Source organism: Mesorhizobium sp. CCNWLY176, assembly GCF_037153935.1.
Classification (GTDB): Bacteria; Pseudomonadota; Alphaproteobacteria; order Rhizobiales; family Rhizobiaceae; genus Mesorhizobium_M; species Mesorhizobium_M zhangyense.
The window spans coordinates 25,088-50,638 of record NZ_JBBBDZ010000009.1 but is presented as its reverse complement, the minus strand read 5'-3'; the positions used below and the strand labels follow the sequence as shown (position 1 = coordinate 50,638).

At 62.8% G+C, this 25,551-nt stretch carries 28 protein-coding genes; 15 read left to right on the top strand and 13 right to left on the bottom strand.

Going from position 1 to position 25,551, the window contains the following annotated elements; all coding sequences use genetic code 11:
- The first annotated feature begins 138 nt into the window (after positions 1-138).
- The 5 genes from WBQ96_RS16200 to WBQ96_RS16180 all read left to right on the top strand — a co-directional run bounded on the left by WBQ96_RS16200 (position 139) and on the right by WBQ96_RS16180 (position 5,587).
- Positions 139-1,239 (top strand): siderophore-interacting protein, encoded by a 1,101-nt coding sequence (locus tag WBQ96_RS16200; protein ID WP_336552065.1) that lies wholly within the window; start codon positions 139-141, stop codon positions 1,237-1,239.
- Between the two features lie 65 nt (positions 1,240-1,304).
- A complete protein-coding gene (locus WBQ96_RS16195) occupies positions 1,305-3,020 on the top strand; it encodes an ABC transporter ATP-binding protein (protein ID WP_336552066.1) in 1,716 nt (571 codons plus the stop codon).
- 211 nt (positions 3,021-3,231) lie between these two features.
- On the top strand, positions 3,232-4,248 hold the full coding sequence (gene exbB / locus WBQ96_RS16190; RefSeq protein ID WP_442920845.1) for a tonB-system energizer ExbB: 1,017 nt from the start codon (positions 3,232-3,234) through the stop codon (positions 4,246-4,248).
- A gap of 14 nt (positions 4,249-4,262) precedes the next feature.
- Positions 4,263-4,712 carry a TonB system transport protein ExbD gene (gene exbD / locus WBQ96_RS16185; RefSeq protein WP_165121455.1) on the top strand — a complete coding sequence of 150 codons (450 nt, stop codon included), beginning with the start codon at positions 4,263-4,265 and terminating at the stop codon, positions 4,710-4,712.
- The gene (locus WBQ96_RS16180) at positions 4,709-5,587 is read left to right on the top strand and encodes an energy transducer TonB family protein (protein ID WP_336552069.1); all 879 of its coding nucleotides are present in this window, start codon (positions 4,709-4,711) and stop codon (positions 5,585-5,587) included. The genes exbD and WBQ96_RS16180 overlap by 4 nt, the downstream gene beginning before the upstream one ends.
- Before the next feature lie 43 nt (positions 5,588-5,630).
- Here WBQ96_RS16180 and WBQ96_RS16175 read toward each other — a convergent pair whose 3' ends face one another.
- On the bottom strand, positions 5,631-6,392 hold the full coding sequence (locus WBQ96_RS16175; protein ID WP_336552070.1) for a GGDEF domain-containing protein: 762 nt from the start codon (positions 6,390-6,392) through the stop codon (positions 5,631-5,633).
- Positions 6,393-6,552: 160 nt separating this feature from the next.
- Here WBQ96_RS16175 and WBQ96_RS16170 point away from each other — a divergent pair, with 160 nt between their 5' ends.
- Both WBQ96_RS16170 and WBQ96_RS16165 read left to right on the top strand, forming a co-directional pair.
- Positions 6,553-7,263, top strand: a complete 711-nt coding sequence (locus WBQ96_RS16170) for a pyrimidine 5'-nucleotidase (protein ID WP_336552073.1) — start codon at positions 6,553-6,555, stop codon at positions 7,261-7,263.
- Positions 7,264-7,335: 72 nt separating this feature from the next.
- Positions 7,336-8,220, top strand: coding sequence for a DUF817 domain-containing protein (locus WBQ96_RS16165; RefSeq protein ID WP_336552075.1), 885 nt, complete (start codon positions 7,336-7,338; stop codon positions 8,218-8,220).
- A gap of 9 nt (positions 8,221-8,229) precedes the next feature.
- Here the strand turns inward: WBQ96_RS16165 and WBQ96_RS16160 are convergent, their stop codons facing one another.
- The 3 genes from WBQ96_RS16160 to WBQ96_RS16150 form a co-directional block, all read right to left on the bottom strand.
- Positions 8,230-9,192, bottom strand: coding sequence for a DUF1775 domain-containing protein (locus WBQ96_RS16160; protein ID WP_336552077.1), 963 nt, complete (start codon positions 9,190-9,192; stop codon positions 8,230-8,232).
- A 60-nt stretch (positions 9,193-9,252) separates the two neighbouring features.
- Entirely contained in the window at positions 9,253-9,672 is a 420-nt protein-coding gene (locus tag WBQ96_RS16155) for a hypothetical protein (RefSeq protein WP_336552079.1), read from the bottom strand.
- A 306-nt stretch (positions 9,673-9,978) separates the two neighbouring features.
- Positions 9,979-10,818 carry an LOG family protein gene (locus tag WBQ96_RS16150; RefSeq protein WP_336552081.1) on the bottom strand — a complete coding sequence of 280 codons (840 nt, stop codon included), beginning with the start codon at positions 10,816-10,818 and terminating at the stop codon, positions 9,979-9,981.
- 147 nt (positions 10,819-10,965) lie between these two features.
- On the opposite strand from WBQ96_RS16150, the gene dapD reads away from it, so the two are divergent.
- From dapD to WBQ96_RS16135, 3 genes are read left to right on the top strand one after another with little or no spacing between them, the layout of a single operon-like run.
- Complete coding sequence (dapD, locus tag WBQ96_RS16145) at positions 10,966-11,820, top strand: 2,3,4,5-tetrahydropyridine-2,6-dicarboxylate N-succinyltransferase (RefSeq protein ID WP_336552083.1); 855 nt, start codon at positions 10,966-10,968, stop codon at positions 11,818-11,820.
- Positions 11,821-11,833: 13 nt separating this feature from the next.
- On the top strand, positions 11,834-12,196 hold the full coding sequence (locus WBQ96_RS16140) for a DUF805 domain-containing protein (protein ID WP_165121463.1): 363 nt from the start codon (positions 11,834-11,836) through the stop codon (positions 12,194-12,196).
- 33 nt (positions 12,197-12,229) lie between these two features.
- Positions 12,230-12,943, top strand: coding sequence for a hypothetical protein (locus tag WBQ96_RS16135; protein ID WP_165121464.1), 714 nt, complete (start codon positions 12,230-12,232; stop codon positions 12,941-12,943).
- Here WBQ96_RS16135 and WBQ96_RS16130 read toward each other — a convergent pair whose 3' ends face one another.
- Both WBQ96_RS16130 and WBQ96_RS16125 read right to left on the bottom strand, forming a co-directional pair.
- Complete coding sequence (locus WBQ96_RS16130; RefSeq protein WP_336552085.1) at positions 12,944-13,666, bottom strand: HAD family hydrolase; 723 nt, start codon at positions 13,664-13,666, stop codon at positions 12,944-12,946.
- Positions 13,667-13,750: 84 nt separating this feature from the next.
- Positions 13,751-14,773 (bottom strand): 2-dehydropantoate 2-reductase, encoded by a 1,023-nt coding sequence (locus WBQ96_RS16125; RefSeq protein ID WP_336552088.1) that lies wholly within the window; start codon positions 14,771-14,773, stop codon positions 13,751-13,753.
- A gap of 116 nt (positions 14,774-14,889) precedes the next feature.
- Between WBQ96_RS16125 and dapE the strand changes: the two genes are divergently transcribed.
- Together dapE and WBQ96_RS16115 are read left to right on the top strand one after the other, a co-directional pair.
- Positions 14,890-16,083 carry a succinyl-diaminopimelate desuccinylase gene (gene dapE, locus WBQ96_RS16120; protein WP_336552091.1) on the top strand — a complete coding sequence of 398 codons (1,194 nt, stop codon included), beginning with the start codon at positions 14,890-14,892 and terminating at the stop codon, positions 16,081-16,083.
- 4 nt (positions 16,084-16,087) lie between these two features.
- Entirely contained in the window at positions 16,088-16,684 is a 597-nt protein-coding gene (locus WBQ96_RS16115; RefSeq protein WP_336552176.1) for a transporter, read from the top strand.
- Here the strand turns inward: WBQ96_RS16115 and truA are convergent.
- Genes truA through def form a run of 5 tightly spaced genes read right to left on the bottom strand, consistent with a single transcriptional unit; the run spans position 16,678 to position 19,639 of the window.
- A complete protein-coding gene (gene truA / locus WBQ96_RS16110; protein ID WP_336552093.1) occupies positions 16,678-17,421 on the bottom strand; it encodes a tRNA pseudouridine(38-40) synthase TruA in 744 nt (247 codons plus the stop codon). The two genes, WBQ96_RS16115 and truA, sit on opposite strands and share 7 nt — an antisense overlap.
- A 9-nt stretch (positions 17,422-17,430) precedes the next feature.
- On the bottom strand, positions 17,431-17,931 hold the full coding sequence (locus tag WBQ96_RS16105; protein ID WP_336552094.1) for a GNAT family N-acetyltransferase: 501 nt from the start codon (positions 17,929-17,931) through the stop codon (positions 17,431-17,433).
- Entirely contained in the window at positions 17,928-18,863 is a 936-nt protein-coding gene (fmt, locus tag WBQ96_RS16100) for a methionyl-tRNA formyltransferase (RefSeq protein WP_336552095.1), read from the bottom strand. Before fmt ends, WBQ96_RS16105 begins: the two co-directional genes overlap by 4 nt.
- A gap of 2 nt (positions 18,864-18,865) precedes the next feature.
- On the bottom strand, positions 18,866-19,051 hold the full coding sequence (locus tag WBQ96_RS16095; RefSeq protein WP_336552097.1) for a hypothetical protein: 186 nt from the start codon (positions 19,049-19,051) through the stop codon (positions 18,866-18,868).
- A 57-nt stretch (positions 19,052-19,108) separates the two neighbouring features.
- A complete protein-coding gene (gene def / locus WBQ96_RS16090) occupies positions 19,109-19,639 on the bottom strand; it encodes a peptide deformylase (protein ID WP_336552099.1) in 531 nt (176 codons plus the stop codon).
- A 103-nt stretch (positions 19,640-19,742) separates the two neighbouring features.
- On the opposite strand from def, the gene WBQ96_RS16085 reads away from it, so the two are divergent.
- Positions 19,743-20,978 carry a DNA recombination protein RmuC gene (locus WBQ96_RS16085; protein WP_336552101.1) on the top strand — a complete coding sequence of 412 codons (1,236 nt, stop codon included), beginning with the start codon at positions 19,743-19,745 and terminating at the stop codon, positions 20,976-20,978.
- Between the two features lie 153 nt (positions 20,979-21,131).
- Entirely contained in the window at positions 21,132-23,792 is a 2,661-nt protein-coding gene (locus tag WBQ96_RS16080; protein ID WP_336552103.1) for a patatin-like phospholipase family protein, read from the top strand.
- 38 nt (positions 23,793-23,830) lie between these two features.
- Here WBQ96_RS16080 and WBQ96_RS16075 read toward each other — a convergent pair whose 3' ends face one another.
- Positions 23,831-24,235 (bottom strand): GFA family protein, encoded by a 405-nt coding sequence (locus WBQ96_RS16075; protein ID WP_336552105.1) that lies wholly within the window; start codon positions 24,233-24,235, stop codon positions 23,831-23,833.
- A gap of 30 nt (positions 24,236-24,265) precedes the next feature.
- Positions 24,266-25,222: a cation diffusion facilitator family transporter gene (locus tag WBQ96_RS16070; RefSeq protein WP_336552107.1), complete on the bottom strand. Its 957-nt coding sequence runs from the start codon at positions 25,220-25,222 to the stop codon at positions 24,266-24,268.
- 32 nt (positions 25,223-25,254) lie between these two features.
- Between WBQ96_RS16070 and WBQ96_RS16065 the strand changes: the two genes are divergently transcribed.
- Entirely contained in the window at positions 25,255-25,479 is a 225-nt protein-coding gene (locus WBQ96_RS16065; RefSeq protein ID WP_165121446.1) for a hypothetical protein, read from the top strand.
- Positions 25,480-25,551: the final 72 nt, after the last annotated feature.

Genomic DNA, 25,551 nt, shown 5'->3' with positions numbered 1-25,551 from the left:
ATCTGAAATCCACCACACCGGATGGCCGCATGCACCGCAATCAAACTTGACTTATCAACACAAGTTTTCGTAGTACTCGCCCGCTGCTCAGCCTTCGGGCCGACCGCCTCCCATTTTGCCAAGATGAAAGCCTGCCGGATGCGCAACGAACCGACCTTCAAGGCTACAGCTCGCGTCCTCCTGACGGCACCGGACGACGTCATGAAAAGGCTTTGCGACCACATGGCCGAGCATGGCGACGTCTCCTTGAGCGACCGCAAGGCGCGCATCGACACGTTCTACGGCTCCGCCGCGCTCGAGGCGCATGACGACGCGCTGACGCTTCATGCCGAGGGCGACGACGAGGTCAACTTCGCCTATGTGAAGCTGTCGCTGGCCGAGCACCTGCTGGAATTCGCACCGGGCGAAAATCCCAGCATCATATGGTCCGGCGACAGCTTTGCCGGTACGCCCCTGCCCTATTTCCGCGAAATGCGCGTCGTCGGCGCGCGCAACCTCACCCCGCATATGCGCCGCGTGACGCTTGCCGGCGAAAATCTCGCCCGCTTCGAGACCGGCGGCCTGCATATTCGGCTGCTGTTTCCGCCCAAGGGCGTCGAGACGCCGCAATGGCCGGTGACCGGCGAGGACGGCCGCCCGAGCTGGCCGAAAGGCATGGAGCGCCCGGCTGCGCGCGTCTACACCATCCGCTCCATCGACGCTGCCAAGGGTGAGGTCGAGATCGACATGGTCCTTCATGAAGGCGCGGACACGCCCGGCGCGACCTTTGCCGCCAACGCCGTTGCCGGCGACATTGTCGGCATGACCGGTCCGGGTGGCGGCTGGGTCGAGGAAGCCGACTGGCATCTTCTGGCCGGCGACGAGACCGCACTTCCGGCAATCGGCCGCATCCTCGAGCAGTTGCCGGAGACGGCCAGGGTCACCGCGCTGATCGAAATCGCCGACGCGACGGAAGAACAGCCATTGCCCACATCCGCGAAGCTCGACCTGCGCTGGCTGCACCGCAACGGCGCGGAAGCCGGCACGACTACACTTCTGGAAGATGCCATCCGCTCCCTGGAATGGCCGGCCGCCGAGGACGGCAAGCGCGCCTTCGCCTGGGTCGGCTGCGAACACAAGGCCTTCCGCGCCATCCGCAAATATCTGCGCACCGAGCGCAAGCTTGCCCGGGAAGATCACCTCGTCGTGGCCTATTGGCGGCGCGGTTTCGATGGTGACAATGCGAGGAATGAAGAATAAGGCCTGTCCGGCCGCTTTACGGACGCAGCCACATTCCAGCCAATCCGGACTGCCGAAACCGCATCATGCTTCGTCGATTCTTCTCCTACTACAAGGCCTACAAAGGGCTGTTCATCCTCGACTTCTGCTGCGCGGTCCTTTCGGGACTGCTGGAACTCGGCTTTCCGATGGCGGTGAAGCTCTTCGTCGACGAGCTTCTGCCATCGCAGGAATGGACGTGGATCATCGCCGCCTCGGCGGCACTGCTGGCGATCTATTTCGTCAACACCGGCCTGATGGCGGTGGTGGTCTATTGGGGCCATATGCTGGGCATCAACATCGAAACGGAGATGCGCCGCAAGAGCTTCGACCATCTACAGAAGCTGTCCTTCCGATTCTACGACAACCACAAGACCGGCCATCTCGTCGCCCGCGTCACCAAGGATCTGGAAGAGATCGGCGAGGTCGCCCATCACGGGCCGGAAGACCTGTTCATCGCCATCATGACCTTCTTCGGCGCTTTCGCGCTGATGTTCACCGTCAATGCGAAGCTTGCGCTGATCACGGCGGCGATTGTGCCGGTGGTCGCCTGGGTGACGAGCCGCTACGGCGCCCGCATGACGCGCAACTGGCAGGCGCTTTACGGCCGCGTCGGCGATTTCAACGTCCGCATCGAGGAGAATGTCGGCGGCATGCGCGTCGTCCAGGCCTTCGCCAACGAGGACCACGAGCGCAGCCTGTTTGCCCGCGACAACGCCAATTACCGCCGCACCAAGCTCGACGCCTACAAGATCATGGCAGCGTCGACCTCGCTCAGCTACATGAGCATGCGGCTGATCCAGCTCGTCGTCATGATCGCCGGCAGCTATCTCGTGCTGACCGGCGAACTCAGCAATGGCGGCTTCGTCGGCTTCCTGCTGCTGGTCAATGTGTTCTTCCGCCCGATCGACAAGATCAACTCGGTGATCGAGACCTATCCGAAGGGCATCGCCGGCTTCCAGCGCTACACCGCCTTGCTCGACACCGAGCCCGACATTGCCGACGCACCGGACGCCATCGTCGCACCCCAACTGACGGGCGAGATACGCTATCAGGGCGTCACCTTCGGCTACACCGGCGAGCGGCCCATTTTGAAGGGTATCGACCTGACGATCGAGGCCGGAAAGACCGTCGCCTTTGTCGGCCCCTCGGGCGCCGGCAAGACCACCATCTGCTCGCTGCTGCCGCGCTTCTATGAGGTCGATGGCGGGATGATCACCATCGACGGCATCGACATACGCTCGATGACGCTGGCGTCCCTTCGCGGCCAGATCGGCATCGTCCAGCAGGACGTGTTCCTGTTCGGCGGTACTATCCGCGAGAACATCGCCTATGGCCGCCTCGATGCCAGCGAAAGCGATATCATCGAAGCGGCGCGGCGCGCGCGCCTCGGCGAGATGATCGATGCCATGCCGCTGGGCTTCGACACGATCATCGGCGAACGCGGCGTAAAGCTTTCCGGCGGCCAGAAGCAGCGGCTGGCGATTGCCCGCATGTTCCTGAAGAACCCGCCGATCCTGATCCTCGACGAGGCGACGTCGGCGCTCGACACCCAGACCGAACGCGAAATCCAGCAATCGCTGTCGGAGCTTTCGCAAGGGCGCACGACACTGGTCATCGCCCACCGGCTGGCGACCATCCGCAATGCTGACCGCATTGTGGTCGTCGACGATACCGGCATTGCCGAACAGGGCGCGCATGAGGAGCTGGTGGCGAAGCGCGGCCTCTACAGCAGGTTGCACAAGGCTCAGCACGGAAACTGAGCCTTTAACGAACGGCGTTTTCAACATCGTTCGTATAATATGACTGATTTTATCCAGATTTTTCTTGTCGTATCGGGCAAGGCGCATTAGAGCATGAACCCGAAATGCGACGAGCGGTTTCGGGATCGAGAGCCGACGGAGGGACAAGCTCCCGATCGACACCAGCCGCCTTGCGCCGCAGGAACGAACACCTGATCGACAGGAAAAGCTTGTGTTGAGACGTCTTATTTTTGCCGCCGCCATCATCTCCTCTGCGGCCGTGTGCCTCCCCGCTGCCGGCCTCGCCCAGCAGGAACCGGTCAACCCGGCCCCATCGGCCCAGCCGGCAACGCCAGCCCCTTCGGCAGAGCAGCCGGCACCGTCGGTAGAGCCGGCACCACCGGCAATGACCGCTCCGAGTGCTCCGTCGACAGCGCCGGACGCCTCGGCATCGCCGCAACCCTCGCCGGTCGTCCAGCCCGCCGACGGCTCCGGCACCGAAACCCCTGCTGCCGCACCTGAGTCAACTTCGCCCGCGCCGGTGGGACTGAACCTGCCGCATGACCTTTCGCCCTGGGGCATGTTCATGGCGGCCGATATCGTGGTCAAAGCGGTGATGATCGGCCTGGCCTTCGCCTCGCTCATCACCTGGACCGTGTGGCTAGCAAAGTCGCTGGAGCTGGCAGGTGCCGTCATGCGCGCGCGCCGTGCTGTCGCCACCATCGTCGGCGCCCGCAGCCTGGCTGACGCGAGCCGCCAGCTGAACGGTCGCGGCGGCGCCGGCGCGCTGCTGTTGCGTGCCGCCGAGCAGGAAGTGGAAATGTCGTCCGCAGCCATCGACCACGCCAAGGGCGACGGGCTGAAAGAGCGCGTCTCCTCGCGCCTGTCGCGGATCGAGGCGCAGGCCGGGCGGCGCATGTCGCGCGGCACCGGCGTGCTTGCCACAATCGGCTCGACGGCGCCCTTCGTCGGGCTGTTCGGCACCGTCTGGGGCATCATGAACGCCTTCATCGGCATCAGTGAATCGCAGACCACCAATCTCGCCGTCGTCGCGCCCGGCATCGCCGAGGCGCTGCTGGCGACCGCGCTCGGGCTGGTCGCGGCCATTCCCGCCGTCGTCATCTACAACGTCTTTGCCCGCTCTATCACCGGCTACCGCCAGATCCTGGCCGATGCCTCGGCGGGCGTCGAGAGGCTGGTCAGCCGCGATCTCGATTTCCGCCATGTGCCTGTACGGGCCGCGGCGTAGGAAAGGCTGAGACCATGGCCGGAAAAATCCGCGAGAGTTTTGGCGACGATCTCGAGGAAAACCACGAGATCAACGTCACGCCCTTCATCGACGTGATGCTCGTCCTCCTGATCATCTTCATGGTGGCGGCACCGCTTGCCACCGTCGACATCAATGTCGACCTGCCCGGCTCGACGGCAACGCCTGTGCCCCGCCCGGAGGAACCGCTGTTCCTGACGCTGAAGGACGATCTCAGCCTCGCCGTCGGCAATGAAATCGTAGCGCGTCCCGTCTTCGGCCCGACGCTCGACCGGCTGACGAAAGGCGACAAGGAAACCCGCATCTTCCTGCGCGCCGACAAGGTCGTTGGCTATGGCGAGCTGATGGAGGTGATGAACCTCCTGCGCAACAGCGGCTACCTCAAGATCGCTTTGGTCGGCCTGGAGACGCTGCCGGCCGGCGAGGCACCGGCAGCAGCACAATGACGGCGCGGGCCGACACGCATATCGCCTTTCCGGCGCTGCCCAGCCTGCGCGAAGTCAGCCTGTGGGCGGCAGCCGGGCTGGTGGTGCTGACCACCCACGCCTCCGTGGCCTATTATCTGTCGACGCGCCCGCCGGAGCTCAGCGCCGAAGCGTCCGAGCCGGCAATGATGATCGAGCTTGCGCCACTGCCTGTGGCTGTTCCGGAAGAAGTCGAGCCGGAGAATTTGGTCGCGGAAGCGCCCAACCAGACGATCGAACCGGTTGACGAGCAGCAGGAGGAAATGGCCGAAACGCCGGTCGAAGAGCCTGTCCAGCCCGACGAGGTGGAGCCCATTGAAACGCCTGAGCCGGAAACGGTGACCGAGGCCGAACCTGTTGAGGAAATCGAGCCGGAGGTCGTAGAGGCGATAACCCCGGAAGTGGCGATCCCCTTGCCGCAGCCTCGCCCTGTGGTCCGCGAAGAACCAAAGAAGCCGGTCGAGAAGAAAAAGGAAGTCGTCAAGAAGGAGAAGCCCGCGCCGAAGAGACAGGCCGACGTTGCCGAAAAGGAAACGAAGCCGACTGAAAAGCGCGTGGTGCAGAGACAGGCTTCCACGGCCCCAAGCGTCAGCCCGGCGAAGTGGTCATCGAAGGTGCAGGCGTGGATCGCGCGGCGTGCGCGAAGAAGCTCGGCCAAGGACACCGGCACAGCACAGGTGACGTTCAGGATCGACGTCAGTGGCAATGTCGTTTCGGCGAGGCTTGCCCGTTCGTCCGGAAGCAGCGAACTCGATCAGGCGGCGGTCGACCTGATATGGCGCTCCTCTCCAGTGCCGGCACCGCCGGAACCAGCCTTTGCCAGAAACCCGATTTCCCTCCCGGTGAAATTCCAGTGAAGTGAGCGCCGATCGATACTAGTCTCGGCGCTAGCGAGCGGCGTTAAGCCGCCCTCGGCAAGCCCTGCTCTACGATCGCCAGGTTGCGGCCGCGGTTCTTCGCCTCGTACAGGCGGCGGTCGGCCACGCGCATCAGTTCCGAGACATTGGCATTGGCCGGACAGAGCGTTCCGCCGATGCTGACGGTCAGCGGAATCGTCCGCTCGTCGACGGGACGGAAACGCGTAAGCTCGACCTCGCGCCGGATCCGCTCCGCGACATGAGACGCCTCCTTGTCGCTGGCGCCGATCAGGAAGGCGCCGAATTCCTCGCCGCCGATGCGGCCGACAATGTCGCCGGCACGCACGCCGCGCGTGATCGCCGCGGCGATTTCCATCAGCGCATCGTCGCCGGTGAGATGGCCGAAGCTGTCATTGATCTTCTTGAAATGGTCGGCATCGATGATCAGCAGCGCGCCCCGGTCGGACTGGCGCCGCGTGGCGTCGAGCGTGGCAAAGAAGCTTTCGCGGTTGAGCATGCCGGTCATGTCGTCGCGGCTTGCCTTTTCCTCGAGCCGCCGATGCGCGGCGGCAAGCTGGGCGTGGGTTCTTGCAAGTTCGCGGTGCGCCAGCTTGAGACGGTCGCTCTGCCAGAACGTGTAAGCGCTGGCCGGCCAGGCCGTCGCCAGCGGACACAGGATGCACATCATCCAGGCGTTACCATCGATCACGCCGCCCAGTGCGGGAACGACTGCAAGCACGATGAGGACGGAAGCAATGGCGGCGGAAACGGCAACTATTGCCGATCTGAGAATTAGGCTCTTCATCGCGTTCCCCCGGTGACGGGCCTCGTTTGACAGGAAGCGTTGAAGGTCTCGTTTCAGGCTTGGCTAAAATTTGAACCATTGCGCAATGGGGTCTTCCTGGCTCACAAATTTTTGTCCCGAGCCTCGGCACAACCGCGCGGAACCGTGCCATAAGGCCTTCATGACACAGTCTCCCGAGCCCGCTTTCTTTGCCCATGTCACAGACTGGGTGTTCGACCTCGACAACACGCTCTATCCGCATCACACCAACCTGTTTTCGCAGATCGACGTGAAGATGACCGCCTATGTGTCGGAGCTGCTGCAATTGCCGCGCGAAGAGGCTCGCAAGCTGCAGAAGGAGCTCTATCTCGAATATGGCACGACGCTTAAGGGCCTGATGGAGCGCCACAGCATCGATTCCGACGACTTCCTCAACAAGGTCCACGACATCGATTATTCCTGGCTGAAGCCGGACCCGGCACTTGGCGAGGCGATCAAGGCGCTGCCCGGCCGCAAGTTCATCTTCACCAATGGCGACCGCGGCCATGCCGAGCGCACCGCGCGCGAACTCGGCATCCTTGAGAATTTCGACGACATATTCGACATCGTCGCAGCCGGCCTGACGCCCAAGCCCGCGCCGGAAACCTATGACCGGTTCCTGGCGCTGCACCACATCGCCGGGCCGAATGCCGTCATGTTCGAGGATCTGGCACGCAACCTGATCGTGCCCAAGACGCTGGGCATGAAGACCGTGCTGATCGTGCCCAACAATTTCGAGCCTACTTTTTCCGAAATCTGGGAACGCGACCCGGCCTTCGACGATTCGGTCGATTTCGTCACCGACGATCTCGCCGCCTTCCTGCGGACGATCGTCAATCCGGCGCAACCCTGATTCAGCCATATTGGCCCTGTCTCTGAGCGTCAGAACGGGGACGAATCGAGTGGCTCGATCGCTGCATTTCACTTGAAGCGCTTCACATCGCTGGAAGCCCGCATCGACGCCGGTGCTCATGCCGTGCTCGACCGGCTGCCGGCAAGCGGCCTTTATGGCGGGCTGGTCGAGTTTCTCGTCTTTGGATTAAAGCAGGCCTGGGCCTGCCTGTTCGGCGGCGCGATGCTGGCACTGATCATCGCAACGAAGCTGTACTGGCCCGACGGGGTCGCGCTCGCGCGCTACGATTTCCTGTTTCTGGCAGCGCTTGTGATCCAGCTTTCGATGCTGGTCTTCAGGCTCGAGACTGTCGCCGAAGCCAAGGTCATCCTGATCTTCCACATCGTCGGCACGCTGATGGAAATCTTCAAGACGTCGGCCGGCTCATGGATCTATCCCGAGGAAAGCTTCTTCCGGCTCGGCGGCGTGCCCTTGTTCTCCGGCTTCATGTATGCCGCCGTCGGCTCCTATCTGGCGCGCGTCTCGCGCATTTTCGACATGCGCTACAGCAACTACCCGCCATTATGGGCAACGGCGCTGCTGGCCGCTGCGATCTACGCCAATTTCTTCGCCCATCATTTCATCACCGACATGCGCTATGCGCTGTTTGCCGCCACGGCGCTGCTTTTTCTGCGCACGACGGTGCATTACCGTGTCTTCCGCTTTCGCCACCGCATGCCGCTGCTGCTCGGCTTCCTGCTGGTGGCGCTGTTCATCTGGTTCGCCGAAAATATCGGCACCTGGTCGCGCGCCTGGATTTATCCCGGCCAGCATGAAGGCTGGACGCCGGTATCCATCCAGAAACTCGGCGCCTGGTATCTCCTGATGATCATCTCGTTCGTGCTGGTGACGCTGGTTCACAGGCCACAACGTTACGACGCATCGACGACCGCCCTGAAACCAGCGGCCGCCGAGTAGCGCGCAAAGTTAGTGGTCGGAGTGGTCTCCACCGCCGGATGCAGCCTTGACCGGCAGCGTCACCTCGACCTTGCCGGCTTTTTCGAATTCCAGCGTGACGGGAACCGAGGCGCCTTGCTTGAACGGCTTCTTGACGGCCATGAACATCAGATGCTCGCCGCCCTGTTTCAGCTCGACGCTGCCGCCGGCGGGAATCTCCAGCCCGCCCTCGACCGGGCGCATCACCATGACATTGTCATTCATCGACATGGTGTGGATTTCGACCTTGCCTGCGGCAGGCGAGGAAGCGCCGATGAGCTTATCGGCGGCAGCACCCTTGTTGACGACAGTGAGATAGGCACCGCCGGTCGGCTGGCCGGGCAGCATGGCGCGTGCCCAGGCACCGTCGATCTCCAGATCGCCCGCCTTGACCGGAGCGGCTGCATCATGACCGGCATGGCCGCCATGCCCGCTCTCCGCGGCCAGGATGGTCACCGACGGGGCCGGATGTTCCAGCGAATGCGGGTCCTGCCCCTCAGCCGGCTCCTGATCCCAGGTCACCTGGCCCTTGTCGCAGATCTGCTTGGCCTTGAAGAACAGCGTCTGCCCTTCCTCGACGCCGGCCAGCGTGCCGCTGACGACGAACTCGTCGTAATACTCGTCCGGCAGGAAGCCGCCGCTCCAGGTCACGGATTTGACGCCGGACTTCACCTCCTGGCCGTGAAGCTTGTAGGTTTTGGCGAAATCACCCTTCTCGGTGGCGAGCGTCCAGTTCGCCTTCGGCATCGGCTTGGCGTCTATAAAACCTTCCGGGATGTCGATGCGCACGGTGGTGGTGGCCTGTCCGTCGCAGCCATGCGGGATTTTCAGCACGGCCTTGTAGGAACCGGGCGCGGCCTCGCTCTTTTCGAGCGACGCATGAGCGTGGGCGGTGATGATCGAAGCGGCCGTCAGCGCGCAGGCTGCGGCAAATGGCAATAGGATACGGCGCATTGGGTTTTCCTCTCGCGTCCAAAAACAGTTTCTCCCGCGGGCTGCGGAAGCAGGCTTGTTTCAGGCGAGAATGGAGGGCGGCGCACGGATTGCCGGCGGCGGTTCGTTCAGCCGGTCCGGCGGAATTTTCGTCGCGATCGAAGCGAACAACTCGCCGCGATTTTCGACCAGCGCCGGAAACGCCGCCACAAAGGGCGGCTCGATCTTGAGCGGTGCGGCCATGCCGGCGCATGGCCCGCCGATGCAGGTCGGGCAGTCATCGGCAGCACCAGGCGGCGGCAACTGCTTGCCGTCGGGCGTCGCCGCCTGCATCCCGAAAGTGGTGCAGATGATCCAGGCATTAGCGGTATTGGCAGCCCTCGCCTCGGCGAGTGGCTGGAACACATGCGCCACCAGAACCAGCGTTGCCGCAAGCGCAAACAGACGTCGGTCGCGCCGAAGCGCGGCAAACCATCCCGTCGATGCTTGCTTCAATCCCATGACGAAAATCTCTAGCCGAATGGGCAGACGCTTTCCAGCATTTCGCGATGCGGCATCGCCGCGCGGCCAGTTTCGGGAGGCTGCGCTTGGCTGAAATTGCCCTCTTGCCGGGTAGGTATTAGCGTTTGAACTACCCCCACCCCTAACCCCTCCCCACAAGGGGGAGGGGAACTTTGCTGCATGCTCGCCCAGCCCAATCTTCAACGTTTCTGGTGGCAAAGGCGATGAAATCGTCCCCCTCCCCCTTGTGGGGAGGGGTTAGGGGTGGGGGTGGCTCCGGTCAGTCCCCTCAGACCGACAACGCCCCTACAGCTTGTAAAACTCGGCGATAATCTCCCACGCCTCGTCGGCGGTATCGACGAAGTCGATGATGTCCTGGTCGCCGGGCGAGATCGTGCCTTGTTCTGCGAGGTAATCGAGGTCGATGGCGCGCGACCAGAATTCCTTGCCGAACAGGATGATCGGCACCCGCTCCATGCGGCCGGTCTGGATCAGCGTCAGCGTCTCGAAGAATTCGTCCATGGTGCCGAAGCCGCCGGGGAACACCGCAACTGCCTTGGCGCGCATGACGAAATGCATCTTGCGGATGGCGAAATAGTGGAAGTTGAAGCACAGCTCCGGCGTGACGTAGATGTTCGGCGCCTGCTCATGCGGCAGCACGATGTTGAGGCCGATCGATGGTGCGCCGACGTCGGCTGCGCCCCGGTTGCCGGCTTCCATGACACCCGGCCCGCCACCGGTCACCACGACATATTCGCGGTAATGGGATGCCTCGGAATGGCGCGAGCATATCTGCGCGAATTTGCGCGCTTCGTCGTAATATTTGCTGTTCTTTTCGAGGTTCTTCTTCTGCGTCTCGTCCTTGGCGGCCCACGCCTCGCCGCCCGGCTCGGGAATGCGCGCGCCGCCAAACAGGATCACCGTCGAGCGGATGCCGCGTTCGGCCAGGATCATTTCCGGCTTGAGCAGTTCGAGCTGCAGACGCACGGCGCGAAGCTCGCGGCGCGTCATGAACTCGTCGTCGTTCCAGGCAAGACGATAGGTCGCGGCGCGCGTCTGCGGCGTATCGGGAACCGCCTTTGACCGCTCCAGATCCTCGTCTGAATGCGGAAGCGGTGTCCATCCCGCCTTTTCCATAGGATTCATATGCTTTTTCCGTCCAATTCCTGCTTAAGGAGCGACCCCCGCGACAATGCGATGATTGACCCTTTGTAAGCCCTGACATAGGGTCCGCGCGACCTTAAAAACAGTCTAACGGCCTGCGCCTTAACAGCACGTATCACGGAGCCTTTCATGTCGAAAACCGACCTTGCCAGCCTCGAAGCGACAATCGAAAAGGCGTTCGAGGAACGCGAGGCGATCACCACCGCCACGCGCGGCGAAGTGCGCGAGGCGATCGAGAGCGCACTGGATCTTCTCGACCGGGGTGCTGCCCGTGTTGCCGAGCGTCAGGATGACGGCGCATGGAAAGTCAATCAATGGCTGAAAAAGGCGGTGCTTTTATCCTTCCGCCTTAACCCGATGGAAGTCGTCAAGGGCGGCCCGGCCGATTCTGTCTGGTGGGACAAGGTTCCGTCGAAGTTCTCCGGCTGGGGCGCGATCGATTTCGAGAAGGCCGGCTTCCGCGCCGTGCCCAACTGCGTCGTTCGCCGCTCCGCCTATATCGCGCCAAACGCCATCCTGATGCCGTCCTTCGTCAATCTTGGCGCCTATGTCGATTCCGGCACCATGGTCGACACCTGGGCCTCGGTCGGCTCCTGCGCGCAGATCGGCAAGAACGTGCATCTGTCGGGAGGCGTCGGCATCGGCGGCGTTCTGGAACCGATGCAGGCCGGCCCGACAATCATCGAGGACAACTGCTTCATCGGCGCGCGCTCGGAGGTGGTCGAAGGCTGCATCGTGCGCGAGGGCTCGGTGCTCGGCATGGGCGTGTTCATCGGCAAGTCGACCAAGATCGTCGACCGCGCCACCGGCGAGATCACTTATGGCGAAGTGCCGGCCAACTCCGTCGTCGTCGCAGGCTCGCTCCCGGGCAAGCCGTTCCCGAACGGCGAGCCGGGCCCAGGCCTCTACTGCGCGGTCATCGTCAAGCGTGTCGATGCCCAGACCCGTTCCAAAACCTCGATCAACGAGCTGTTGCGCGATTGAGCGGGGTATAAGGGTGGGCCGCCAGCAGTTTCTCTGGGTCTTCTTCGGCTTTTCCGGCCGAATCAGCCGGCAGGCCTTCGCGCTTGCCGGGCTGCTTCTCTATGTGATCAGGCTCTATCCGGTCTATCGCATGGTCGCGGCGGAAGGGGACGAAGCGGTGATAAGCCACTGGGCCAGCGTGTTCGTTGCGATGTTCGCCGTGCTGATCGTTTCCCATATGGCGCTCGCCGTGAAGCGGCTGCATGATATCGATCGATCCGGCTGGTGGAGCCTGCTCTTCCCCATCGGAGACATCATCGCCTTCATTCTCCTTTGCATTCCGCCGGGAACCGCTGGAGCAAACCGCTATGGACAACGCACCGACTCGGCGAATTAGAGCCAATCTGCATTCATCCATCGGGCACAGCGCATGACTGGCTACCGCACGCTCGATCCGGCCAAGATCATCGCCACGGCAGAGGCGCTGGAACTGCGTGTCGCCGAGCGTTTCCCGGATTCGGGGCTGCGAAAAGTCGCCGCCGAACTCGTTTCGCTGTCGCGCGACCTGACCGCTACCGCCAAGGCGCTCGAAGCGCCGATCTGGTGGCTGCGGGCGCTGATCGGCCTTGCCATCCTCGCCGGCGGCTCGGTCTTCCTGTTCGTCGGAACCTTCCTGTCCTTCGACCGCATCTCCACCGGCGCCTTCGACTTCGTGCAAGGCATCGAGGCGTCGCTCAACACGCTCATTCTCGCAGCCCTCGGCTTCCTGGCACTCGTCCGCGCCGAGGAACGCATCAAGCGCAAGCGCGTCTTTCGCGCCCTGCACGGCCTGCGCTCGCTGATCCATGTCATCGACATGCACCAACTGACCAAGGACCCGGTCGTGTTGTCGGCCAATTTCAAGCCGACGGCAAACTCGCCGGCCCGCATCACCAACAAGGCCGATCTCGCCCGCTACCTCGACTACTGCTCGGAAATGCTGTCGATCACCGGCAAGCTCGCTGCCCTGTTCGCACAGTCGGTCAATGACGACGTGGTGGTCGATGCCGTCAACGACATCGAGGGGCTGGGCTCGAACCTGTCGCGAAAGATCTGGCAGAAGATCACGATGATCGAGGAAACGGGCAGGACAAAAGCCGGCTAATCAGCCGGCCTTCAAATCTTCGATCAGCCCCGAAAGCTCTCCAAGATGCTCCAGCCGCCGGAACCGCGGCGCATCGGTTGGCTCCTCGACATGTTCCAGTACCCAGGTCAGGTCGTGCGGGACATAAACGCCCCAGCTTCCGGCCTCGATCGCCGGAACGACATCGGATTTCAGCGAATTGCCGATCATCATCGCACGGTCCGGCCCGTCGCCATGGCGGCTGAAAATGCGCTCATAGGTCGAGGCGGTCTTGTCGCTGACGATCTCGACGGCATCGAACAATTCGCCAAGCCCCGACTGCGCCAGCTTGCGCTCCTGATCGAACAGATCGCCCTTGGTGATCAGGATTAGGCGATAGGTTCCCGCCAGTTCCTCCAGCGTCTCGCGCACATTGGGCAAGGTCTCGACCGGATGGCTCAGCATGTCCCGGCCGGCGGCCAGGATCTCGCGGATGACGCTGGCCGGCACCCGGCCCTCGCTGATCTCCACGGCCGTTTCGATCATCGACAGCGTAAAGCCCTTTATGCCGAAACCGTAGAGGGCGAGGTTGCGCTTTTCCGCCTCGAGAAGCCTTGCATGGATGTCATGCCCCTCGGCATGCTCGGCCAGAAGCGAAGCGAAATGCTGCTCGGTCGTGCGAAAGAACTGTTCGTTCTGCCACAGAGTGTCGTCGGCATCGAAACCGATTGTGGTCAGCGGTTGTTTGGATGGCAGAATCGTCATCGGCGCAACATATGTTTGCCGTCGCCCCGGCGCCAGTGGCAGTCGCCATGCAACGCCCTGCAGCCGGCATGAAGGCGCAAAGCCCTACCCGCCGGAAACGACTTCCGGCGACAGCCCCGGCGAGCCGGCCTTTTTTGCTTCCGCGTCGCGAATGAGATCGGCCACCCGCGCATTGACCGGCGCAGGCGTTCCGGTGTTGCGCGCCAGCGCCAGCACCTTGCCTTGCAGGTGATCGATCTCGGTCGGCCGTCCTCGCGTCAGGTCTTCCCACATGGAGGAGCGCGCGGTCGGGTCTATCGCCAGCATCCGCCGCGCCAGCCGCAGGAACAGCCAGTTCGGCAGCCGCAGCAGCCTGGGCATCAGCGCCGGGGGCGGGCCAGCGATGCGCCCCGGCTTTATGCCGGCGGCGCGCATCGCCGCGAGGCCCTCCTCCATCTGCGCCGCCAGCAGCAACCGCCAGCGCCGGTCGGCAAGCAAGGCCGCGACCGGAAGATCCGATAAAGCGACGAGCGCGTTGATCAGGTTCAGCAGCAGCTTGCCCCATTGCACGGCCTTGATGTCGTCATGCCCGGCGACGGCGAAGCCTTCGACATTCAGCAAGTCGGCCAGGCCGGCAGCACCCGGCTCGATCAGCACCGTTCCGGAGGTTGCGCGGTGAAAGCGGATGGGCCTTTCGTTCTCGTCCGACTGGACCACGTTGAAAGGCACCATGCCGGCCAGCACCTTGTGTCCCGTGAGCAAGCTTCGCAGCCTGCCGGCATTGTCGACGCCGTTCTGCAGGCTCACCACCACCGCCGTTTCGGGCGCATGGGCCGCGATCAACCCGGCCATCTCGTCGGTCGCCCCGCTTTTCACCGTCACCAGCACGACATCGGCGCCGGCCAGCGCCGCCTTCGGATCGGCCGTGACACTAAAACCATCGGCCGCGAGAAGCCTGTCCAGCCCGTCGAGATCGGTGACGCGCAGGCCACCGTCCTGTATTGCCGAAACGATTCGCGGGCGCGCCAGAAGCGTGACATGGCGTTCAGCCAGCGCCAGGCAGGCGCCGGCATGGCAACCAATGCTGCCGGCACCGGCAATGACGATGGAAGCACGCTTTGAGGCCATCGAAAAATCCCCGTTGAGCCAAAGACTATACGGCGCGAAAACCATAATGTCGGCACTTGTCTGCGCCCGGCACTCGGACGGTGACAGCCCCGGAACTTTCGACTATCCCTCTCGTCATGATGCTGCCAAAGAATCCCTCTGAAAACCTCGCCGCCCTTATCCGCTGCCCGTCCGTGACGCCCGCCGAGGGCGGTGCGCTGAGTGCGCTCGAAACCATGCTGAAGCCGCTCGGCTTTACGGTCGAGCGGCCGACATTTTCCGAGGACGGCACGCCCGACATTGAAAACCTCTACGCCCGGCTTTCCGGCAATGGCCCGCATCTGATGTTTGCCGGCCATACCGACGTCGTGCCAGTCGGCGACGAGGCCGCCTGGATGCATCCACCGTTCTCCGCCGATATCCACAATGGCGAGATGTATGGGCGCGGCGCGGTCGACATGAAGGGCGGCATAGCCTGCTTCGTTGCAGCCCTTGCCCGCCATGTCGAGAAGCACGGCAATCCCAAGGGCTCGGTGTCGCTGCTGATCACCGGCGACGAGGAAGGTCCGGCGATCAACGGCACGATCAAGCTGCTCGACTGGGCCGCCGGCAAGGGCGAGCAGTGGGACGCGGCGATCGTCGGCGAGCCGACCAATCCCGACAAGCTCGGCGACATGATCAAGATCGGCCGTCGCGGCTCGATCTCCGGCATCGTCACCGTGAATGGACGCCAGGGCCATGTCGCCTATCCGCATCTTGCCGACAATCCGGTGCGCGGGCTGATGACGCTGGTCGATGCGCTGACCAATCCGGCCTTCGACAAAGGCACCAAGGATTTCCAGCCGACCAATCTCGAAATAACCTCGATCGACGTCGGCAACCCCGCCGCCAATGTCATTGCAGCGAAGGCCACGGCGGCGTTCAACATCCGTTTCAACGACACATGGACGGCCGAGACGCTGCAGGCCGAAATCCACAACCGGCTCGATGTCGCCAGCGGCCGCAAGAAATACCGCAAGGGGCGCAAGGAGCCGATCGAGTTCGACATCACCTGGCGCGACCGGCCAAGCCACGTCTTCCTGACGCGCGACGACAAGCTGATCGAAACGCTGAGCGGTTCGGTTCATGCCGTGACCGGAGCCAAGCCGACGCTTTCCGCGTCCGGCGGAACCTCCGATGCGCGCTTCATCAAGGATTACTGCCCGGTCGTCGAGTTCGGCCTTGTCGGCAAGACCATGCATATGGTGGACGAGCGCGTACCGCTTGCCGATCTCGAAACCCTGACCGAGATATATGGCAGGTTCATTCAAGACTGGTTCGAACGGGGCTGACGCGATGCCGCCCGGTGACGACATCCAGCGATATCTGGCCGGTGCCTGGCGGCTGATGATGGGCAAGCGCGACGGCGTCGCCCTGCTCGATCTTTCCGCCGACGGCTTCTGGAATTCGTTCTTCGCCATCGTCATTGCGCTGCCGCCGCTTTTCGTCGGCTGGGCCGGCACCGCAAGCGAGCTCGGCGCCGATCCCATGGCGTCGTCGAGCCGGTTTTCCTTTTTCCTGCGTCTGGCTGCGGTCGATCTGGGCGCGTGGGTTCTGCCGCTGGTAGCACTCGCCTTCATCGCGCCGATGGCCGGCATTCGCGACCGCTTCGTGCATTACGTGGTGGCCACCAATTGGGCCTCGGTAATCCTGTCCTGGCTGGTGCTGCCGGCGGCACTGCTGCGGCTGTTCACGGTATCGGACTCGCAGCTGGTCGTCGCGGCGTCCTTTGCCGTCTTCGCGCTTTCCATGGTGCTGACCTGGCGGCTAACCAATGCCATCATCGCCAAGGGACCGGCTGTCGGCAGCGCCGTCTTCGCCGGCATGTTCGTCGCATCGGTCGTCGTGCTCATCGCACTGCAATCGCTGCTCGGAATTTCGTTTCCTCAGTAATCGACCTTGGTCAGATAGAGCCCATAGGGCGGCGCGACCGAGCCGCAGGCGGCGCGATCCTTCGCCTCGAGTGCGGCCTTCACGTCGGCAGCCGTCCACGCGCCCTCGCCGACCCGCTTGATGGTCCCGACCATCGACCGTACCTGATTGTGCAGGAAGGAACGCGCAGCCGCGTGGATCTCGATCTCGTCGCCCTTGCGCACGACATCGAAGCGTTCCAGCGTGCGCAGCGGGCTTGATGCCTGGCACTGCAGCGAGCGAAATGTCGTGAAATCATGCCGTCCGACCAGAACCTGTGCTGCCTCATGCATGGCATCGGCATCGATCTTTTTCTGCACCACCCAGACCCGGTTGCGCTCGAGCGCTGCCGGCGCACGGCGGTTCAGGATGCGGTAGAGATACTGCCGGCCCGTCGCCGAAAAACGCGCATCGAAATCGTCGGGCACGGTGGATGCCGCCAGAATCGCCACCGCCGAACCCGCCATTTGCAGATGCGCGTTGATCGCATCGCGCACCGTGTCGTCGCGCCATGACTTGGCGAGATCGACATGGCCGACCTGCCCGGTCGCATGAACGCCGGCGTCGGTGCGGCCCGCACCGCGCAGCGTCACCTCTTCGCCGCAAAACCCCTTGATCGCCTGCTCAATCGCGCCTTGCACGGTGGCCGGCCCGTCCTGTCGCTGCCAGCCGGCATAGGCGGTGCCATCATATTCGATGTCGAGGCGGTAGCGCGGCATGTCCTTCGCTTACAAGGCGCGGAAGGCAGGCGCATAGACCAGCCTGCCGGTCGATGGAGCCTCGCTCCAGGCAAGCGACTGCAACGCATAGCACTGATAGTCGCTTTCGAATTTCTCGGCGTTGGAGCGGTGATAACCGAACCGGCCGTAGTAATCCGGATCGCCAAGCACGATCGAAAGCTTTTCGCCGGCCAACTTCAGCCGTTCATGTGCTTCGCGAACCAGCGCGCCGCCGATGCCCTGGCCGTGCAGGTCGGGATCGACGGCAAGCGGTGCCAGCGCCACGGCGGCAAAATCCTTGCCGTTTTCTTCCACCATCAGCCGGGAGAAAAAGACGTGACCGACGATGCGGCCTTCCTTTTCGGCAACCAGTTCCAGCACCACGTCGCCATCGGCCACCAGCCGATCGACCAGCATCGCCTCGCCCGCCTGGCCGAAGGCACGCTCCTCGACCTCGTGGATACCCGCGCGGTCGCGTTCTTCAGCCGGCCTGATCGTAAAATCGTTCATAGGAGCCTCCCGCCCTTGCCAAGTTTTGCGCCGCGCAGGAACTCGTCCACGCTGACCGCCTTACCACCGGCGCGCTGCACCTCCAGCAGTCGCACGGCACCGCCTCCGCAGGCAATGGCCAGACGCTCGTCCAGGACTTCGCCCGGCGCGCCTGAGCCATCCGCCAGCGTCGAGCGCAGCAGCTTCAGCCGCTCGGCCTTGCCGCCGGTTTCCATCTCGCACCACGCGCCCGGAAAGGGCGACAGGCCGCGAATGCCGTTGTGCACATCACGCGCCGGCTGATGCCAGTCGATGCGGGTCTCGGCCTTGTCGATCTTTTTCGCGTAGACCACGCCGTCTTCCGCCTGTGCGGTGAGCGGCAGCTTGCCTTGTGCCAGTTTTGCCAGCGCCTCGACCATCAATTCCGCGCCGACACCCATCAGCCGATCGTGCAGTTCACCCGCCGTCATATCCGGGTCGATCGTCACGCGTTCGGTCAGCGCCACCGGCCCCGTGTCGAGGCCGACATCCATCTTCATGACCATCATGCCGGTCTCGGCATCGCCGGCCATGATGGCGCGCTGGATGGGTGCTGCCCCGCGCCAGCGCGGCAGAAGCGAGGCATGGCCATTGTAGCAGCCGAGCCTCGTCCCCTCGAGAATAGGCTTCGGCAAAAGCAGCCCGTAGGCGACGACGACAGCGACATCCGCATTCAACGCCTTGAGCGCCTCCTGCTCGGCCTCGCCTTTCAGCGATACCGGCGAGCGCACTTCCACGCCCAGCCTTTCCGCCTCGCGCTGCACGGGCGACGGCGTCAGTTCCAATCCGCGCCGGCCCGCCGGACGCGGCGGCTGCGTGTAGACGCAGACGATCTCGTGCCCAGCTTCAGCGATGGCGCGAAGCGTGGGCACGGAAAAATCCGGCGTTCCCATGAAGATGACGCGAAGGGGCATCGTCAGCTTTGCAAGCCGGGAGATGTGTGCGGATGCGACAGGTTCCCTTCGGCCTGAGCAACGTTGGCCAGACCAAGTTCGATCAATCGGATAGCCTCTTCATCGACTGTGGTGCCGCGCATGCGCGCGTTTCTCTCGATCGCGCGAACAAGATCGTCATCGATGTTCTCTATCAATAAGTCAGCCACTTCGAGCACCCTTTGGGTTCACGTTCACAGGACCGCCGCCCGAAATAGCTTCGCCCCTCACCCCACCATGCGGCTTGGCGGGCGGTCCTTGGCAAGTTTCTTGAACTTCTTCACCACCATGTCGCGCTTGAGCTTGGAGATGTGGTCGATGAAGAGCACGCCGTTGAGATGGTCGATCTCGTGCTGCAGGCACGTGGCCAGCAGCCCATCGGCGGTGATTTCCTGTTCCTTGCCGTCGCGGTCGAGGAATTTCACCTGCACCGAAGCCGGGCGCTCGACCTCGGCATAATAATCTGGGATCGAAAGGCAGCCTTCCTCATAGACGGAGCGCTCATCCGAACTCTCGAGGACTTCCGGGTTGATGAAGACCTGTGGTGCCGGTTTTTCGTCTTCCTTGGCGAGATCGATCACCAGCATGCGCAGCGGCTCGCCGATCTGGATTGCCGCCAGCCCGATGCCCGGCGCGTCGTACATGGTTTCCAGCATGTCGTCGGCCAGCTTGCGCAGCGAATCGTCGACGCGCTCCAGCGGCTTGGAAAGCTGGCGCAACAGGGGATCGGGAAGGATGATCAGCGGCTTTATCGTCATGTCGCCTCACCTAAGACGTCGCAAGAAAAGCGTCAACTGTTTGCCTTTCATGATGTTCTCGTTTTGATCTGGTTTCTACAAACGAATCGCGTATCCTGCGGCAATGACAGACCTGCTATCCGAGCCGATACTGCGTCTTGGCGCCAGCGTGTTCACGCTCGGCCAGTTGCTTGCCTTTGGCGGAGCGTTGTTGCTGGCACTGTTTCTTGTGCTTGTCGCAGCGCTCTGGCGCTCGGCAAAAGCACGGGCTGAGGCAGCTCTTGAAGCAGCTAACCGCGCCGGCGAGGCAGATGCTCGGATGACCGCGATCCTGCAGTCGCAGGCCGAGATGCAGGGGCGCATGGGTGCGATGGCCGAAGTGTTCGGCTCGCGGCAGGCCGAACTCACCCAGTCGCTCAGTCAGCGCCTCGACGCCATGACCGGTCGGCTCGGCCAGACCATGACCGAACAGACCAAGTCGACGCATGAAAGCCTGGCCAAGCTGCAGGAGCGGCTGGCCGTCATCGATACCGCGCAGGGCAACATCCAGTCGCTCGCCGGGCAGGTGGTGCAATTGCAGGCGATCCTGTCCAACAAGCAGACGCGCGGCGCTTTCGGCCAGTCGCGAATGGAAGCGATCGTCGCCGACGGCCTGCCGCACGGCGCTTACGAGTTCCAGGCCACGCTTTCCAACGGCAACCGGCCGGACTGCCTGGTGAAGATGCCCAACGGCTCGCCGTCGCTGGTCATCGATGCGAAATTCCCGCTCGAAGCGTGGAATGCCATTCGTGCCGCTGAAGGCGCTGAGGCGCGAAAACTTGCCGCACAATCCTTTCGCCGGGACGTCGAAATCCACATCAGGGACATTTCGGACAAATATCTCATCAATGGCGAAACCCAGGACACGGCCTTCATGTTCGTGCCCTCGGAATCGGTGTTCAGCGAAATCCATGAGAATTTCGAGGCGCTGGTCCATCGTGCCCATCGCGCCCGCGTCGTTATCGTCTCGCCCTCGCTGCTGATGCTGTCGATCCAGGTCATCCAGGCGATCCTGAAAGATGCGCGCATGCGCGAGCAGGCCCATCTCATCCAGGGCGAGGTTACTCGCCTGATGGAGGATGTGTCGCGGCTGGACGAGCGCGTGCGAAAGCTTCAGGGCCATTTCGGCCAGACCGCAAAGGACATCGACGACATTCTTGTTTCGTCGAGCAAGGTCACCAAACGCGGCCAGAAGATCGAGGCGCTGGAGTTCGGCGACGGCCACGCCGACGAAGCAGCCGCTCCGCCCCCGCTGCCCGCACGCACCGCCGAATCCAAGACCGGGCAGCTGCGGCTGCGCGTCGTTGAAGAACGGGAATGAATTTTTTGACGTAAAGCTGTTGAAGACGGCAGTGACATGCAAGAAACAATTCCAGTATATGAATTGCATCGCATACAAATTCTCTGCACGAATCCAGTAACGACCTGACAATACTCGTTTCCGCATTTCGTCCCTCTGGAGGGAAGTGACGCAGTGAGCAGCAGCGAACCGGGCAAAGGCATCAAACCGGGCAAGATCGAGATGCCCGAAGGGCCGGGCATTGCCGCCTACCATGCCGAACATCCGGACAATTGGTGGGGCGAGAAAAACCGGATGCGCACCGACCGCCAGTCCATCCTCCAATACGAACAGCAGATCATTCGCCGGCGGCGTGCCAGGCATAAAAATGGCAGTTCTTCCGCTGCGCCAGCCGAAGGATCGCAGCCGAAGCCCGTGGTCCAGAGCCCCGTGGGCACCAAGCCGGCAGAGGACCAGCCGGGCGAAGAGCGCAAATTGCTCGACGATCTCACCGGGCTCGCGCTGTCGGGCGGCGGCATCAGAGCCGCAACCTTTTCGCTCGGCGTCCTCCAGGCCCTGGACCGCTACGGCATCATCAACCGGCTCGACTATCTGTCGACTGTCTCGGGCGGCGGCTATATCGGCAGTTCGCTCAGCGCGACATTGGTCAAGGGGAATGGCGAGTTCGCCTTCGGTTCTTCACCGCAAGGCACCTCGCTCGGCGCCAAGCCCTCCAAGATGCTCAGCGCATCCGAGCTTGCCGACAGCGACGCCGTCGGGCATCTGCGCAATTATTCGAACTTTCTCATTCCAAAGGGCCTGGGCGACGTGCTGACAGCGGCGGCGGTCGTGGTGCGCGGCCTTACCGCCAATGCAGCGCTGATCCTGTGGATTCCACTTTTGCTTGCGGCCCTGACCGTCTTTTCCAATCCGACGCGCGCCGATCTCGTCAAGTCCGACCTGTTCGGCTTCACGCTTTACTGGCCTCCCGTCCAGCATTTTGCGGTCACGCTGGTCTTCCTCGCCAGCGCCTTCATCTATTTCTTCGTCTGGGCGCTGCTGCGCTCGGCCGTGCGGGCGCAGATGCTCGCCGACGCCGTCGGACGCGCGCCGTTTTATGGTGCGCTGGTGCTGATCGCGGTGGCGCTGGCGGTTTTCATCGAATTCCAGCCGCTGGCGGTCAATGTGCTGTTCGACGCCATGGCGCCACCCAAACCCATGCCCGGCGCGCCTGTAACAGAAGGCGGCAGGAGCTTCCTCACCTGGCTCGGGCTGATGCTTGCGCCGATAACGGCCGTCATCACCTTCTTTCGCCAGACGCTGAAGTCCTATCTGGCCGATACCTATTACAGCAAGACCTATGCGGCATTGCTGGCGCGGGGAACGGCCACCCTGATCCTGTGGATCGGCGCGCTGGCGCTGCCCCTGCTGATCTGGATTTTCTACCTGCATCTCAGCTATTGGGCGATTGCCGACGGCAATGATCCGGCAACGCAGTTCGCGCACAGTCCCAACTGGTTCCTGTGGCTCAAGGAGTATCTCGGCGGGATTGCCTGGCTGCCTTATCTCGTGCTCGGCCTGCTGCTGTTCTTCTTTTCGTTCTGGCTGAAATCGAACGCCAATTCGCTGCACCACCTCTACCGCGACCGGCTGTCTCGCGCCTTCCATTTCGACCCGCAGTCGTTTCGTCCCGGCAAGCCGGACCCCGACGGCTACATCCCGCAACTGACGGAACTGGCATCGGAAGACACGCCCTATCACCTCATAAACACCGCCATAAACGTGCAGTCGTCGGCGGAGGCCAACCGGCGCGGGCGCAATGCCGATTTCTTCCTGTTCTCGCCGTTATTCGTCGGCAGCCGCGTCACCGGCTATATCCCGACGCGGGCCTATGCGCACAAGAAGATCGACAATCCGCTCGACGTGGCGACCGCGGTGGCCATTTCGGGTGCATCGGCTTCGTCCAACATGGGATCGCAGACGATAAGGGCGCTGTCGCCGACGCTTGCCATGCTCAATGTGCGGCTCGGCTACTGGCTGCGCAACCCGAGCAGCGTGTTGAAGCTTATCGGCGGCGAGCCGCTGGAAGAGGCTGCTCCGATGTCGGACATGGCCCGCAAAAGCCGGTCATTCTTGCGAAAGCTCAAGGAAATCCTTGGCACCAATGGCCATTTCTTCCTGTTCTTCGAGATGTTCGGCTTCCTCGACGAGGAGAGCAGTTACGTCTATCTCACCGATGGCGGCCATATCGAGAATCTCGGCATCTATGAGCTTCTGCGCCGGCGCTGCAAGGTCATCGTCGTGGTCGACGCCGAGACCGACCCGCAGATGCGTTTCGGCTCCTTCATCGCCCTGCAGATTCATTCGCGGATCGATCTTGGCGTGCGCATCGACCTGCCCATGGAAGCGATCCGCAAGGCGACGCTGGACACGCAGAAGACTATCTCCGCTGACGCAGCGGGCACCGCTCCCGCACCCCTGACGCCGGAAAAGGCCGCAGAAAACGGGCACGCCAAACCGTTGATGCCGCATATCGCGATCGGCCAGATCCACTACGGCAAGAACCAGTCCGGCACGCTCGTCTACATCAAGGCATCTTTGACTGGCGACGAGAATGACTATCTGCTGGACTATGCGCGGCGCAACCCGACTTTCCCGCATGAATCGACCGGCGACCAGTTCTTCACCGAAGAGCAGTTCGAGGTCTATCGCGCGCTTGGCTTCCACATCACCGACCGGTTCTTCGGCGCGAAGGATGATGCCATTGCCATGACGGCCGACAAATGCGCTGCCCGCAAGGTCAAGGACACGATGGACCCTCGCATCGCCGACATCCACAACTGCCTGCTGCCATAAGGCATCGCCGAAGAGCGCAGTGGGCAGGCGACTTATAACTACTGCGTCTCCACCGTCTCCATGGCCTCGAATTCCGGCAGCCAGTGCAGTGCCGAGCGATGCCAGAACTGCCTTCTCGGCACCAACTCCTCGCGCTGCCTCACCGTCCCTACTCGTATTCCGTAGACCTTCGGTCCCTCGTCGGCCGAGGTGGCGAAGAGATGCGAGCCGCAGTTTTCGCAAAATCCCTGCGCGCGCCGTGCGCCGTTGGCGCCGATCTTGATGTATATCTTCGGCGTTCCCTTGGTGATCTCGTACTTGTCTTCCGGTGCCCGCACGCTGACCCTAAAGGCCGTGCCGGTGAGCTGCTGACAATCCGTACAGTGGCAGATCGTCGTCTTCTCAGGATCGACCTCGGCCTGGTATGTAATAGCGCCGCAATGGCATCCGCCGTCTATTCGCATCGTCGCTTCTCCTTGGATTGGCTCGCGTGGCTATTCCTTCGCCTCGTCGACAATCGCCTTGCGCCGGCGCTCCCAGGTTCCCTTGGTCTGCGGCTTGACGAACAGGGCGGTAATCTGGGGCATCTCCTTGTGCAGCTTGGCCTCCAGGCGCTCGACGCAGGTCTCGATCTCGGGCGCCGTCATATGGTCCTCGAATTCGAGGCTAAGCGCTGCGACGATCTCTTCCGGCCCGAGGTGAACGGTCAGGACGCCGTTGGCGCGCTGCACGGCGGGGTCGGCCTGCGCCAGCGCCAGCACCGCCTTCTGAACTTCCGGCAAGGCCGGTTCGCCCATCAGCAGGCCCTTGCTCTCTCGAGCGAGGAAGATCGCCGTCGATGCAAGGATGACGCTGATGCCGATGGAGGCGACGCCGTCGAGTTCGGGCATGGCGAATATCTGCGCGCAGAAAATGCCGACGAAAGCAACGATCAGCCCGAGCAAGGCGGCGCTGTCCTCGAACAGCACCGTGAACACGCTCGGGTCCTTGCTCTGGCGGACCGCGTCGAGATAGCCGAGCCGGCCCTTGGCCTGGCGGAACTCCTTCAGCGCCACCCACCACGAACCGCCTTCGAACAGGAAGGAGAGCCCGAGCACGACATAGTTGATGGTCGGGTTGCGCACCGGTTCCGGATCGAGAATGTGGATGACGCCCTCGTAGAAGGAGACGCCGGCGCCGAGCGCGAAGACCAGCAGCGCAACGATGAAACTCCAGAAATAGAGCTCCCGGCCGTGGCCGAGTGGATGGGTTGCATCTGGCGGTCGGTTGGCCCGTCTCAGCCCGTAAAGCAGAAGCCCGCCGTTGCCGGTATCGACCAGCGAATGCACGCCTTCCGACAACATCGCCGAACTGCCGGTGAAAAAGGCAGCTATGAACTTGGTGACCGCGATGGCGAGATTGCCGGCGAGTGCGGCGTAGATGACCTTCTTGGAGCCGGAATGCGCAGCCATGGCCTGTCCCTCGTTTCACGAGAGAGTAGCGCATGCACAGCTTTGCTCAAGATGTGGCTATCGGAACCCCTTGCCCTCGCCACGATCTGTTGTTTCACTCTGTCACCCGACAACAGGAGGAGCGAATCATGGCCAAGGGTCAAATGCGCAGCAACAAGGAAGCTCGCAAACCGAAAAAGGATGCGAAAAAGCCCGTAGCCGAGCCGGCGCTGAAGGCGGCACCGGTTCAGGCGATAAGGCTGAAAGAGAAGAAATAATAGATACGCGCACGAAAGCAGCGCGGCGGCTTTGCCGTCGCGCTGCTGCCTGACATGACGTCAGGGCTGGAT